The 12563-nt window shown below is 57.7% G+C and carries 15 protein-coding genes; 9 read left to right on the forward strand and 6 right to left on the reverse strand.

From position 1 onward, the window contains the following. Positions 1–51: 51 nt before the first annotated feature. The gene (locus HU718_RS20380; protein WP_186615838.1) at positions 52–825 is read right to left on the reverse strand and encodes an aldolase; all 774 of its coding nucleotides are present in this window, start codon (positions 823–825) and stop codon (positions 52–54) included. Between the two features lie 15 nt (positions 826–840). Next, the gene (locus tag HU718_RS20385) at positions 841–1545 is read right to left on the reverse strand and encodes a haloacid dehalogenase type II (RefSeq protein ID WP_186615836.1); all 705 of its coding nucleotides are present in this window, start codon (positions 1543–1545) and stop codon (positions 841–843) included. Between the two features lie 109 nt (positions 1546–1654). On the opposite strand from HU718_RS20385, the gene HU718_RS20390 reads away from it, so the two are divergent. Beyond that, positions 1655–2512, forward strand: coding sequence for a LysR substrate-binding domain-containing protein (locus HU718_RS20390; RefSeq protein ID WP_186615834.1), 858 nt, complete (start codon positions 1655–1657; stop codon positions 2510–2512). A gap of 17 nt (positions 2513–2529) precedes the next feature. Here HU718_RS20390 and HU718_RS20395 read toward each other — a convergent pair whose 3' ends face one another. The 4 genes from HU718_RS20395 to HU718_RS20410 all read right to left on the reverse strand — a co-directional run bounded on the left by HU718_RS20395 (position 2530) and on the right by HU718_RS20410 (position 5084). Continuing rightward, positions 2530–3054, reverse strand: a complete 525-nt coding sequence (locus tag HU718_RS20395) for a hypothetical protein (protein WP_150708019.1) — start codon at positions 3052–3054, stop codon at positions 2530–2532. Further along, a complete protein-coding gene (locus tag HU718_RS20400; RefSeq protein ID WP_150708020.1) occupies positions 3054–3782 on the reverse strand; it encodes an alpha/beta hydrolase in 729 nt (242 codons plus the stop codon). Before HU718_RS20400 ends, HU718_RS20395 begins: the two co-directional genes overlap by 1 nt. A gap of 3 nt (positions 3783–3785) precedes the next feature. Further along, a complete protein-coding gene (locus HU718_RS20405; protein ID WP_150811783.1) occupies positions 3786–4283 on the reverse strand; it encodes a PAAR domain-containing protein in 498 nt (165 codons plus the stop codon). Between the two features lie 135 nt (positions 4284–4418). Continuing rightward, entirely contained in the window at positions 4419–5084 is a 666-nt protein-coding gene (locus tag HU718_RS20410) for a ribonuclease T2 (protein WP_186615832.1), read from the reverse strand. Positions 5085–5249: 165 nt separating this feature from the next. Here HU718_RS20410 and HU718_RS20415 point away from each other — a divergent pair, with 165 nt between their 5' ends. From HU718_RS20415 to HU718_RS20450, 8 genes are all read left to right on the forward strand, one after another. Then, positions 5250–5720 (forward strand): hypothetical protein, encoded by a 471-nt coding sequence (locus HU718_RS20415; protein ID WP_095121097.1) that lies wholly within the window; start codon positions 5250–5252, stop codon positions 5718–5720. Positions 5721–5769: 49 nt separating this feature from the next. Beyond that, positions 5770–6735: a phospholipase D family protein gene (locus HU718_RS20420; RefSeq protein ID WP_186615830.1), complete on the forward strand. Its 966-nt coding sequence runs from the start codon at positions 5770–5772 to the stop codon at positions 6733–6735. Positions 6736–6808: 73 nt separating this feature from the next. After that, on the forward strand, positions 6809–8506 hold the full coding sequence (locus tag HU718_RS20425) for a copper resistance system multicopper oxidase (RefSeq protein WP_186615828.1): 1698 nt from the start codon (positions 6809–6811) through the stop codon (positions 8504–8506). 11 nt (positions 8507–8517) lie between these two features. Further along, a complete protein-coding gene (locus HU718_RS20430) occupies positions 8518–9387 on the forward strand; it encodes a copper resistance protein B (protein ID WP_186615826.1) in 870 nt (289 codons plus the stop codon). Between the two features lie 30 nt (positions 9388–9417). After that, the gene (copC, locus tag HU718_RS20435) at positions 9418–9792 is read left to right on the forward strand and encodes a copper homeostasis periplasmic binding protein CopC (protein WP_186615824.1); all 375 of its coding nucleotides are present in this window, start codon (positions 9418–9420) and stop codon (positions 9790–9792) included. Positions 9793–9795: 3 nt separating this feature from the next. Further along, positions 9796–10665 carry a copper homeostasis membrane protein CopD gene (gene copD, locus HU718_RS20440; RefSeq protein ID WP_186615822.1) on the forward strand — a complete coding sequence of 290 codons (870 nt, stop codon included), beginning with the start codon at positions 9796–9798 and terminating at the stop codon, positions 10663–10665. Positions 10666–10724: 59 nt separating this feature from the next. Beyond that, the gene (locus HU718_RS20445) at positions 10725–11516 is read left to right on the forward strand and encodes a transporter substrate-binding domain-containing protein (protein WP_186615820.1); all 792 of its coding nucleotides are present in this window, start codon (positions 10725–10727) and stop codon (positions 11514–11516) included. Positions 11517–11773: 257 nt separating this feature from the next. Next, on the forward strand, positions 11774–12469 hold the full coding sequence (locus HU718_RS20450; RefSeq protein WP_150794846.1) for a WbqC family protein: 696 nt from the start codon (positions 11774–11776) through the stop codon (positions 12467–12469). Positions 12470–12563: the final 94 nt, after the last annotated feature.

Below are 12563 nucleotides of genomic sequence, written 5' to 3' on the forward strand. Positions count from 1 at the left end.
TTGGATGATCGCTGTTCGCAGATTTATTTTCGATTGCCTCTTTAGGGTTAGTCAGTTGTGAAGGGCCAGGCGCCGCATCGCACTGTGCAGATGCGCGCGCGCACTTTGCGGATCACCTTCGCGCATCTGCTCATAGGCTCGTTGCGCAATGGCATGAGGCACAGGCTTCAGTTCCCGTTGCGTGGCCATCGCCAGCAATTGCACCTGCGCGGCGCGCTCCAGGTAATAGAGGTCGTCCCAGGCTTCGGCGATGGTCGGCGCGGCAACGATCACGCCGTGGTTTTTCAGGAACAGAATGTCGGCATCGCCCATGACACTGGCGATACGGTCGCCTTCGGATTCGTCCAGCGCCAGGCCGCTGTAGTCCTCGTCGACCGCCGTGCGCCCGTAGAACTTCAGCGCGGTCTGCCCCAGCCACAACAGCGGTGGGCCTTGTAGCAGGCACAACGCCGTGGCGTGAGGCATGTGGGTGTGGAAGGCGACTTTCACTCGCGGCAGATGCTTGTGCAGACGCGCATGAATGTAAAACGCCGTGGCTTCCGGCAAGCCTTCGCCTTCAACCACATTGCCGTCGAAGTCGCAGACCAGCAGATTCTGCGCGGTGACTTCGGCAAATGCATAACCGTAGGGATTGACCAGAAAAAGATCGTCATGCCCCGGCACCATCGCCGAAAAATGATTGCAGATGCCCTCCTCCAACCCGTGCAGCGCGGCCAGTTGAAAGCACGCCGCCAGTTCGCTGCGCGCGGTGATGATCGCTTCCGTGTCGAGGTTCAGCGCTGTCGGGCGTGAGGCCCGCGCACTGGCGGTCAGGGTGTGAGCCATGACGATTCTCCGTGATTACCAACCGAGGGATTTGAACAGCGGCAACACTTGATCGAGGCGGTTGAGGATCGCGTCGGGGCGATAGTCCGGCAGCAACTGGCGACTGGTGCCGCGATCGATCCACACACAGCGAAAGCCCATGTCCCGCGCCGCCGTGTGGTCAAGCATGGGACTGGCACAGATGTGCACGACTTCATCGCGGCTGACGCCCAATTGCTCATGAGCGTAGTCGAACAGGCGTGGCGCCGGCTTATAGGCGCCAGCCTGTTGCGCGGTGATCACGCGGTCGATGTGGCCGCCGAGTTGCGCGACGTTGCCGGCAATGATCTGGTCGTCGGTGTTGGAGACGATGCACAGTTTGAAACCCATGTTTTTCAATTCACGCAGGGTCTCGATCACCTCGGCAAACGGCGGCATTTTCGGGATCGCGGCGGCCAGACGCTGGCTGTCTTCGGGCAGGCTGGGCAAGCCCAATTCTTCCAGGGCCAATTGCAGGCCGAGGGTGCTGAGCTCGCGGAATGATCGGTGCGGCGGCGTTTGTTCGAGGCGATGTTCATGGCGATCATAGACTTCGATCAGTTGCCCGACGTCGACCTGATGCTCGCCCTTCTCGCTGAGAATTTCGCCGACAACGGCTTTGAGGCCTTCGTCCCATTGGATCAAAGTGCCGTAGCAATCGAAGGTCAGCCATTGCGGGCGCGGGGTGTGAGTCAGTGTCATTGGTCGAATCCTCCGTGGTGAGGACTTCAGCTTATGAGCGCACGGTGATAGTGTTAAATTAAATAAATAGCCAGTCGTCAGTTGAAAAGCCACTATCGAGAGCACCGCAATGCTGGACCTGGAATTGCTGAAAACCTTTGTCTGCGTGGTCGACGAAGGCAGCTTCACCCGCGCCGCCGAGCGCGTACACCGGACCCAGTCGACGGTCAGCCAGCAGGTGCGCAAACTCGAAGACCTCGTTGGCCACGCCCTGCTGCTGCGCGACCGTACCGGACTGAATGTCGCCGTCACCGAGCACGGCGAACTGCTGATCCACTACGCCCGCCGTTTGCTCGCGCTGTCCGCCGAAGCCACTGAAGCCTTGGCCAGCGACCTCGATCTGGAAATCCTGCGTATCGGCATGCCGGAAGACTTCGACGCGCGGCGCATGGCGCTGATCCTTGCAGGCTTCACCCGCAGCCATCCGCAAGCGCGGCTGGAAACCCTCAGCGGCATGAGCCTCGATCTGCGCCAGCGTCTGGATGCCGGCGACATCGACATCGCCCTGATCAAACGCGAACCCGATAGCGGCCCGGCGTGGGCGACCTGGCCGGAGCGGCTGGTGTGGGTCAAAGGTGCGGAGTTTGATTCGTCCACTGGCGTGCTGCCGTTGGCGTTGTTTCCGCAAGGCTGCCTGTATCGGCAGCGCGCCATTCGTTTGCTCGATGTTGCCCAGCGCCCCTGGCGGGTGGCGTTCGGCAGCCACAGCCTGACCGGGATTCAAGCAGCGGTGGCTTCGGGACTGGGGGTGTCGGTGCTGCCGGTGTCGGCGGTGTTGCCTGAGCATCAGGTGTGTACGGATCTGCCGGAACTGGCGCCGACGGAATTGGCGTTGGTTAGCCGTGATGGGGTTTTGAGTGGTTTACAGCGTGGGTTGGTGGAGTTTTTGCGTGGGGAGTTGGGGGTGGATGCGGGGGGATTTGCTTGAAATCCCCCTTACTTCTGTTATCGGGGTTTGTTGATTTCCCGCAGCAGGTCCGCGACAGGAATGTTCATGGTGTTTGAGTAGTAGGGTTTGTAGCCGTAGGCGGTGACGACGACTTTGCAGGGGATTTGTTGTTTGTTGGCGAGAAGGTGGTTCAGTTCTGACGCTGACAAGTCTCGCTGCGAGCTACGGCTACTAGAGGTTTCAACCAGGAATACGCTGGTGAGATAGGAAAATTTCGCTTTTGCTGTCACTCTTTTTTTTTCAGACTCAATTACGCCAACTGCAGAAAACTGAATAGCTTTATCAACTGAAAAGTCATAGTCATCTGCCAACGCACACTCCAACGTACCAGAGGCCATACCCTGCCTTTCTCCTCGATCAAAGAGGTCAAGAACATCAATATCCGACTCATACCTGATGTCGTATAACAGTGACTTCTCTCGCTCAACTGACACATAAATCAGATTGGCAGGAGGTTGTACGTGGTCTTTTGCACAGCCGGAACAAACACCCAGAAGAATGTAAGGGAACAACTTATGCATTACGAAAAGTCCTTCATGATTGAATCGTGCAACATATCGCATGCTGATTTGTCGCCAGATATACGCGTAGTGAACAACCCTAACGCGTCTGCATGATTGGTGTTTACATTGACGTTCAGTGAAGGCCCGCAAGCGACAATCCATTTTTTACCAAAGTCGGCAACCCCGTCTGATGGATCTCTTTGTATCGGCGTCGCTTTGATGTTGATCCATTGAACTGCAACAGGATCGGGATGCTCACGATAAATATCCGAACCCAACCAGACCAAAGCCCCTTCACCTACAGGATCCAGGGTGACCAGCATTTGAACTTTGTAACCCCATTCCGACATGATTTTTGTCAGATGCGCACCATTCCACCCACCGAGACTGTGGCCAATGATATAGACGGGGCAACTCTTGTAAGGAATCAGGCTAAGAACGTGCCTTTGTATATCTTGTTTTCCTCTGATTTCGTTGTAACCCAACCATTCAGATTTATATTTGCCCTGATCTTTCAACGTTTCATTACGCTTATCAAACTCTAGCCGTGCAAACTGGACGTTTTTATACGGACCCGAAAAATAATAGCTCTCCTTATCTCCTGCCCCACCAACAAAAAACACAATCGCCTTGGTACTCTCCACCGGCACAGGCTTGTCACTGACATCCTTCTTGTCCGTCAGCGCATGTTCCTTGTGAAGCTTGTAATTGTTGCCCTTCGCGCACGTTACCGTTTCAGCAGCCATGCCTCACTCCTCCAAAAACAACTTGATGGTTTCAGGCAGGTGCGAGCTGACTTGGTGAGTAAATCCGTTCGCGTCAGACACCCCATGTTCCAGACGTCCGTCAGCGCGCTGAATAACGTAAGGATGATCAGGCATGGGCTCACCGGTCACGTCATTGACCAGTTTCAACCTGTCAGTGAAATGCACCGGCATCGGCAGCAAACCACTGAAGGGAGCCGACGTCACCGTGTCACCGATGATGACCGTGCCAGAACCGCCGATGACGACGTTGCCGTGCCCACCGGTGCTGTCCAGTGTCGCGGCGTTCAAACCGTTGATGAACACCGTCGACGCAACAGCACCGGTAATCGGGCTACCGCAGGCGGATTTGTCAGTCATCCGCGCAGCCGCCAAGCCGTCGAAATTCACATTCGGGGAGCCACTGACAATGGGATTGGTGCCATGTCCCGGCAATGGGCAGGCGGTTGGATCGGTGACGCGGGCGGCGGGTTTTCCGCTCATGAACAGCTCCTTGCAATGTAACGTGGTCATCCTTTCGGGGGCGCAAGCATGCGGGAGTTCGCCGGGTACTTCAAACCTCCAGACCAAAAAAGGCGCCCGATCGGGCGCCTTTTTTATACCTGGAAACCGCTCAGCTTAGCGCGACGGCGGCACCCGAATATCCCCCGCCCGGCACTGGGTTTTCACGCCCTTTCCACACGCACCGAACTGCAGATCCTTGCCCATGCACACGCGTACTTCCGACAACTCCGGGCCGCTGCAAATGACCGCGATGCCATCCGCCGGAATGCCCGGATTGGCCTTGCGGAACAGGTCAGCAATTTCCTGAGCTTCGAAGTAATAGGAACTGCTGAACGGTTGCAGTTCAACGGGGATTTTCACCGCCGCCACGGCTTTGTCCGCTTCATCCAGATAACCCATCGCGCCGAGGCCGCTGCAGGTGCCGTGCTTGGCCCATTCGTGGTCGAGCAGTTTTTTGGTCGGGAACAGCGTCAGGCCCTGGCTGGTTTGCGCCGCATTCAGCGTGGTCAGCGGCGGGCAGGATTCCGGCCAGCCGCCCTTGGCGTATTGCGGCCACAAACCGTGCAGCACGAAGCCGTAGCCCTTGCCAGTGCACTGCGAGTCATCTTTGTGCGTCAAACAAAAGGTCGGCGACCAGGACAACGCCAGCAGGTAGTAATCGAACACCCCCGCCACCGATTCCGCCTGGGCCTTGCTCGACTGCGATTGGCGCGCCGAACTCAAACCGATGCTACCGGCCGTCAGCGCAATCACTGCCAAAATTGTAAACAGCTTTTTCATCTACCCGCTCCTTGGGACGTCTGCGTCCGTGGTTTTCGATCCTGACCCGACTTGGCCAGCGCTGATTTCGACACGCTTGTGTTGCAAGCGCATGACGCAAGGCAACGCCGTACACCGTTGAAAGGTCTACGATTAACAGGCAGACATCAAACCAAGGGATCCAAAATGAGTAAAGCAGACGAACTCGCCGCCAAACTCAAACAAACCCGGCACACCCACGCGGATGCCGCGCTGGAGATCGATTGCTGGCCGGCGCAGGTGTACGACCTGTACCACCGCATCGAGGCGTGGCTGCAGCCGGTCACCGAAGTCGGCCTGAAGATTCGCCGCAATCCGACCCACGTTTGCGAAACCTCACCCGATGGTGAGCCTCACGATTACGCCATCGACCAACTGGTGATCGAGGCCAATGATCGAAGCCTGACATTTGATCCCATCGCACGGTTTACCGAGGATGGCGCAGGCCGGGTGCAAATCACCCTGGAAGACAGGAACACCTATCTGCTGCGCACCGTCGATGAACACCATGAGAGCCACTGGTGGTTGCAAACCGTCGAAACCGGTCAGGAGCTGGATGCGATTGCGCTGACCGAGAACAACTTGTTGCAGGTAGTGCAGGAAGGGCTTGGCCTCTAGGGTCAACAACTCCGGCAGAATTTCTTTTAACCCTCTCAGAGTTGTACTGATGACACGATTGATTCAAAACCAGCAACAACTCGCTCAATGGGCGCGCGAAGTCAAAGGTTCACTGGATATTGCCGTAGCCTTTTGGGGCGAAGGCGCCATTTCGGAACTGGGTCTTGATCAACGCCAGGGGGACGTCCGTATTCTGCTTGATCTGTCCGCCGGGGCAACCAACCCCGCAGTGGTAAGACATCTGCTCCAACTGCATCCAGAGAAAGTTCGCAGCCTCCCCCGACTCCATGCCAAGGCTTATATTGGCGAAAACGAATTGATCGCAGGGAGCGCCAATGCGTCAGCCAATGGCTTGGGCATTGAGGGTCAGGCAGCCAATCACTGGATCGAACTCGGCATCCTCACAGACGATACAGTGGCGTTACAGGACGCCAAGCGCTGGTTCAGTGAACGCTGGTCTGAGGCGTGGGCCATCGATGTCGGCAGTGACTACTTCGAACGTGTCGAAGCGGCTTGGGCAGCTCGGCAAAAATTCCGGCAGGTGCAAGACACCCAGCCTGACTCGCTGATCGCGGCGGCCATGAAAGACCCTGAAGCTTTTGAGTCGGAAAGCTGGTTCGTTACTGTCGACATTCACGATATGTCCGCCAAAGGCAAAAAGGCTCTGGCGCAAAAGTCGAAGGAACTGGGGCAACCGGCATTTGGCTGGGAGAGCTGGAGCGATATCCCGCCGAATGCACACTTCATCAGCTTCTATCACGATGGGGAGCAGTTCTGTTTTGCTGAAGAGGACGGTGCCAATGAACCCGTCTTTTACTCGGCTGCCGGGCAACCCGAGTTCATGCAGTATGTGAGCGCCAGTCATATTCCAGGTTTCAAAAACAACCTGGGAACACTGCACGAATGGCTACCGCTGTTACACAAAGCCAAAGCGTGTACCACCGACTGGGAGTCGGAGGGTGGTATGTGTATGGGGCTCGGGACGTTTGCCGCATTGAAGCTGACAAAACTGTAATCCCCGCCTCAGCCAACTGAAAGCTGGCGCTGGTTAGCCTCCCCGTCATGAGTCAAACGGGGATTTCCAGCGCATGCCTTCCAACCCATCACGACGCACATTCGTCAAAGGTCTCGCCGCCGGCAGCCTGCTCGGTGGCCTCGCCCTGTGGCGCACGCCGGTCTGGGCGCTGAATGCGCCCGGTCAATTGCATGAACTGAGCGGCAGCGACTTCGAGTTGTTCATCGGCGAAACCCCGGTCAACTTCACCGGCAGCCCACGCACCGCCATGACCATCAACGGCAGCCTGCCCGGCCCGCTGCTGCGCTGGCGCGAGGGCGATACGGTGACGCTGCGGGTGCGCAACCGACTCAGCGCCAGCACCTCGATTCACTGGCACGGCATTCTGCTGCCGGCGAACATGGACGGCGTGCCGGGCCTGAGTTTTCACGGCATCGAACCGGGTGGCGTGTACGTCTATCAATTCAAGGTGCGGCAGAACGGCACCTACTGGTATCACAGCCATTCCGGGTTGCAGGAACAGGCCGGCGTCTACGGCCCGCTAGTGATCGACGCCAAAGACCCTGAGCCGTTCCACTACGACCGCGAGTTCGTGGTGATGCTCAGCGACTGGAGCGACGAAGACCCGGCAAGCCTGATGAAGACCCTGAAAAAACAGTCCGACTACTACAACTTCGACAAACGCACCGTTGGCGATTTCATCCACGACGTCAGCGAAAAAGGCTGGGGCGCCACCGTTGCCGATCGCAAGATGTGGGCAGGAATGAAAATGAATCCCACCGACATCGCCGACGTCAGTGGCGCCACCTACACCTTTCTCATGAATGGCCACGCGCCGGATAACAACTGGACCGGCCTGTTTCGTCCCGGTGAAAAACTGCGTCTGCGCCTGATCAATGGCTCGGCGATGACCTACTTCGACGTGCGCATTCCCGGGTTGAAAATGACCGTGGTCGCGGCGGATGGCTTGCACGTCAAACCGGTCAGCGTCGATGAACTGCGCATCGCCGTGGCCGAGACTTACGACGTCATCGTCGAGCCGGACGCCGAGGCGTACACCCTGTTTGCCCAGGCCATGGATCGTACCGGTTTTGCCCGTGGCACCCTCGCCACTCGCGCCGGGTTATCTGCGCCCGTACCGGGTCTGGACCCGCGCCCACTGGTGACCATGGACGATATGGGCATGGGCGGCATGGATCACGGTTCAATGGACATGAGCACCATGGATCACTCGGCGATGGGCCCGATGCAATCCCATCCCGACAGCGAAAAAGACAATCCTCTGGTCGACATGCAAGCCATGACCACCGCGCCAAAACTCGACGATCCCGGCCTCGGCCTGCGCAACAACGGCCGTCGCGTGCTCACCTACGCCGACCTGCGCAGCACCTTCGAAGATCCGGATGGCCGCGACCCGAGCCGCACGGTCGAACTGCACCTGACCGGCCATATGGAAAAATTCGCCTGGTCGTTCAACGGCATCAAATTCTCCGACGCCGAACCTTTGCGCCTGAAGTACGGCGAGCGCATTCGCCTGGTGCTGGTCAACGACACGATGATGACCCACCCGATTCACCTGCACGGCATGTGGAGTGATCTGGAAGACGAAAACGGCGACTTCCAGGTGCGCAAACACACCATCGACATGCCGCCCGGCACGCGCCGCAGTTATCGCGTGACCGCCGACGCACTCGGCCGCTGGGCCTATCACTGCCACCTGCTGTACCACATGGAAATGGGCATGTTCCGTGAAGTGCGGGTGGAAGAATGAAGGGGCCGCTGATGACTCGACTCACCGCGTTTTCCTTGCTGCTGGTCGGCAGTTCGGCGATGGCCGCCGGCGACATGCCGGGCATGGATCACAGCCAGATGTCCGGCATGGATCATTCCGCGATGCAAAGCATGGACGACGGCATGATGCAGCCCGCCGCGCCGACGGAAAGCCGCACGCCGATCCCGCCACTGACCGACGCCGACCGCGCCGCCGTATTCACCAGCCCCGGCGGTCATCAAGTCCACGACAGTGCGATCAACACGTACTTCCTCGCCGACAAACTCGAATGGCAGGACGCCGATGATGGCAGCGCGTTGGCCTGGGATCTGTCCGGCTGGATCGGTGGCGACATCGATCGCCTGTGGCTGCGCTCCGAAGGTGAACGCAGTAACGGCAAGACCGAAGACGCCGAGATTCAGGCGCTCTGGGGCCATGCGATATCGCCGTGGTGGGATGTGGTCAGCGGCGTGCGTCAGGACTTCAAACCCGGCGCGCCGCAGACTTGGGCCGCGTTCGGCCTGCAGGGCATGGCGCTGTACAACTTCGAAGCCGAGGCCACTGCGTTCATCGGCGAAGGCGGCCAGAGCGCGCTGCGGTTCGAGGGTGATTACGACATCTTGCTGACCAATCGCCTGATCCTGCAGCCCACCGCTGAACTCAACGTCTACGGCAAAAACGATGCGCAACGCGGTATCGGTTCCGGGCTTTCCAACAGCGAAGTCGGCTTGCGCTTGCGCTATGAAATCCGCCGCGAATTTGCGCCGTACATCGGCGTGACGTGGAACCGCACCTACGGCAACACCGCCGATTACGCCCGCGACGAAGGCGAGGATCGCAGCGAAGCGCGCCTCGTGCTTGGTGTGCGGATGTGGTTCTGAATTCCATAAAAAACAACCCGGAGCTCTTGCATGCACACCTTGAAAATCAGCCTTGTACTCGCCAGCGGCTTGTTCCTGAGCAGCCTCGCCCAGGCCCACCCGAAACTGCTCTCGTCAAGCCCGGCCGAAGGTGCCGACGGCGCCGCGCCCGGCAAGATCGAACTGCATTTTTCCGAGAACCTGCTGACAAAATTCTCCGGCGCCAAACTGGTCATGACCGAAATGCCCGGCATGGCCCATTCGCCGATGCCGATGAAAGCCAAAGTCAGCGCCGGCAGCGACCCGAAAAGCATGCTAATCACCCCGCTCGCGCCGCTGCCCGCCGGCACCTACCAAGTCCAATGGCGCGCGGTGTCTTCCGACACGCACCCGATCACCGGCAACGTCACCTTCAAAGTGAAGTGAGCGATGGCTGAACTGATCAACATTGTCCTGCGGTTTGCGTTGTATGTAGATTTGCTGCTGGTGTTCGGGCTGGCGTTGTTTGCGCTGTACAGCGCTGGGACGCTTCTGCGGTTTCGGCCGCTGCTGCGCGGGATGGCATTGATCGGGGCGTTGTTGTCAGTGGCAGGATTGGTGCTGATGACCCGCGCCATGAGTGGCGAAACAGCGCTCGCGGCGCTGTGGCCACATCTGCAAATGATGCTGCTGGAAACCGACGTCGGGCTGGCGTGGGCTGTGCGGATGATCGCGCTGATCGTGGTGTTGATCAGGCCGGGCGCGAGGCTCGCATCGATAGCTGGCGCCATCGCCCTCGCCTCTTTGGCCTGGAGCGGGCACGGGGCGATGGACGAAGGAACACTGCGATTCTGGCATTTTCTCAGCGACATTCTGCACCTGCTCGCGGCGGGCGCGTGGCTGGGTGCGATGCTGGCGCTGGTGTTGATGGCGCGGGGGCCGGTCGATGAAGCTCGCATTCGTTCGCTGGCGTTTGCGGTTCGGCGCTTTGAGTGGATCGGTGCAGCGATTGTGCTGACGTTGTCGATTACCGGCGTGGCGAATTACCTGTTTATCGCCGGCCCGAGGCTGGATGAAGTCTTGCTCGGCACTTACGGGGTGCTGCTCACGATCAAGGTTTTACTGTTTGCCGGGATGTTGGTGTTGGCGGCGTTGAACCGCTTTCACCTTGGTCCGGCGTTGGCGCAAGCGTTGCGCAATGGACACTATGTCATCGCAGCAAATGCGCTAAGACGTAGCGTTGTCGTTGAACTGGCAATCGCACTGCTGATCGTGGCGCTGGTGGCGTGGCTAGGCACGTTAAGCCCGGAAGCAGGGTGACACCCGGGAAAGCCTTTCACTACACTGGGCCACCGTCCTTCCCGGAAGCCCCGATCGCAATGACAATTCTAAAAAGCACGATGATCTTCTGCGGCCTGCTGAGCCTGGCCGCCGGCGCCCATGCCGAGCAAACCCCTTCGCACCTCGACAGCATCCAGCAACAAGGCCAGTTGCGCGTCTGCACCACCGGCGACTACAAGCCCTATACCTTCAAACGCCCCGACGGCGATTTCGAAGGCATCGACATCGCCATGGCCCGCTCGCTGGCCGACAGCCTCGGGGTCAAAGTGCAATGGGTGCAAACCACCTGGAAAACCCTGATGCCGGACATGCAGGCCGGCAAGTGCGACATCGGCATGGGTGGCATTTCGGTGACACTCGAAAGGCAGAAAAAAGCCTACTTCAGCAACACCCTCGACACCGACGGCAAGATTCCGCTGGTGCGTTGTGCCGATCAGTCCAAATACCAGACGGTCGAGCAGATCAACCAGCCCAACGTGCGCTTGGTCGAACCTGCCGGCGGCACCAACGAAGCCTTCGTCCACGCCTTCCTGCCCAAAGCGCAACTGGCCCTGCACGACAACGTGACGATCTTCCAGCAACTGCTCGACAACAAGGCCGACGTAATGATCACAGACGCCTCGGAAGCGCTGTATCAGCAGAAACTCAAACCGGGCTTGTGCGCGGTGAATCCGCATCAGTACATGCAATATGGCGAGAAGGCCTATCTGCTGCCGCGCGATGACATCAGTTGGAAACTGTACGTCGATCAATGGCTGCACTTGAGCGAGGTGACCGGTCAATACCAGCACGTGCTTGAACAATGGCTGGCCGTGGCGCCTGCGCAATAAAGCAGCGTTTGCGTTAGCGCCCATCCGGCCCGTCAGCCCTGATCGGGACTCGCCGCCCTTTTCGGGCGAGCCCCGAATGGGCAAAAAACACACGAAAAGAGTGACTGTCAGCCCCCCGCAGCTTAAGATGCAATAAAAAATGACGAAGTAGTTGTTTCAAGGATGAATAACATTCTTGCAAGCAAAAGATTAAAAATTCGTTATTACTACAAGTTAGAGTTATTTAATCAAGATTTACCGCCGCAAAGGACAAGTACTTGAAAAAAGTCGCGATACTTCAATCCAACTACATACCATGGAAAGGGTATTTTGACATGATCGCTGCAGTGGATGAGTTCATCCTGTATGACGACATGCAATATACTCGGCGCGACTGGAGAAATCGCAACCAGATCAAAACTCCTCAAGGCACGCAATGGCTCACTGTACCGGTACTGGTCAAAGGCAAGTATCACCAGAAAATCAGAGAGACCGAAATCGACGGTAGTGACTGGGCGGCCGCACACTGGAAGGCGTTGGTGCAAAACTATAGCCGCGCGCCTTTTTTTCAGGAAATTGCCCAATGGCTTGAGCCTCTCTACCTGGAAAACAATTACACACACCTTTCAGAACTTAACTACCGCTTCATTCAGGCCGTTTGCGAATATCTCAATATAAAGACCGTTATTCGTCACTCTTGGGACTACACATTGTCCGAGGGCAAGTCAGAACGCCTTGCAAATCTGTGCGCGCAAGCAGGCGGTAGCGAGTACATCTCTGGCCCGGCGGCAAAAGATTATATCGAACCCAAGGTTTTCGAAGACATGGATATCAAACTGTCCTGGTTCGATTATGCAGGCTATCCGGAATATCCACAGTTGTGGGGTGAGTTCACACACGGCGTTACGATACTTGACCTGCTTTTCAACTGCGGAAAAGAGTCTTGCACAAAAATGAGGTATGTCACTCAATGAAGCTCTCCATTGTAGCGACTCTCTACCAATCGGCTTTGCATTCAGAAGAACTCCATTCCCGTGCCAGCGCCGTTGCCACTCTTGTGAGAAAGAT

It is taken from the genome of Pseudomonas tensinigenes (assembly GCF_014268445.2).
Taxonomy (GTDB): Bacteria; Pseudomonadota; Gammaproteobacteria; order Pseudomonadales; family Pseudomonadaceae; genus Aquipseudomonas; species Aquipseudomonas tensinigenes.

Coding starts and splice junctions, on each gene's coding strand:
- HU718_RS20380 (WP_186615838.1), bottom strand. CDS start 825: ATGGCTCACACCCTGACCGCCAGTGCGCGGGCCTCACGCCCGACAGCG.
- HU718_RS20385 (WP_186615836.1), bottom strand. CDS start 1,545: ATGACACTGACTCACACCCCGCGCCCGCAATGGCTGACCTTCGATTGC.
- HU718_RS20390 (WP_186615834.1), top strand. CDS start 1,655: ATGCTGGACCTGGAATTGCTGAAAACCTTTGTCTGCGTGGTCGACGAA.
- HU718_RS20395 (WP_150708019.1), bottom strand. CDS start 3,054: ATGCATAAGTTGTTCCCTTACATTCTTCTGGGTGTTTGTTCCGGCTGT.
- HU718_RS20400 (WP_150708020.1), bottom strand. CDS start 3,782: ATGGCTGCTGAAACGGTAACGTGCGCGAAGGGCAACAATTACAAGCTT.
- HU718_RS20405 (WP_150811783.1), bottom strand. CDS start 4,283: ATGAGCGGAAAACCCGCCGCCCGCGTCACCGATCCAACCGCCTGCCCA.
- HU718_RS20410 (WP_186615832.1), bottom strand. CDS start 5,084: ATGAAAAAGCTGTTTACAATTTTGGCAGTGATTGCGCTGACGGCCGGT.
- HU718_RS20415 (WP_095121097.1), top strand. CDS start 5,250: ATGAGTAAAGCAGACGAACTCGCCGCCAAACTCAAACAAACCCGGCAC.
- HU718_RS20420 (WP_186615830.1), top strand. CDS start 5,770: ATGACACGATTGATTCAAAACCAGCAACAACTCGCTCAATGGGCGCGC.
- HU718_RS20425 (WP_186615828.1), top strand. CDS start 6,809: ATGCCTTCCAACCCATCACGACGCACATTCGTCAAAGGTCTCGCCGCC.
- HU718_RS20430 (WP_186615826.1), top strand. CDS start 8,518: ATGACTCGACTCACCGCGTTTTCCTTGCTGCTGGTCGGCAGTTCGGCG.
- copC (WP_186615824.1), top strand. CDS start 9,418: ATGCACACCTTGAAAATCAGCCTTGTACTCGCCAGCGGCTTGTTCCTG.
- copD (WP_186615822.1), top strand. CDS start 9,796: ATGGCTGAACTGATCAACATTGTCCTGCGGTTTGCGTTGTATGTAGAT.
- HU718_RS20445 (WP_186615820.1), top strand. CDS start 10,725: ATGACAATTCTAAAAAGCACGATGATCTTCTGCGGCCTGCTGAGCCTG.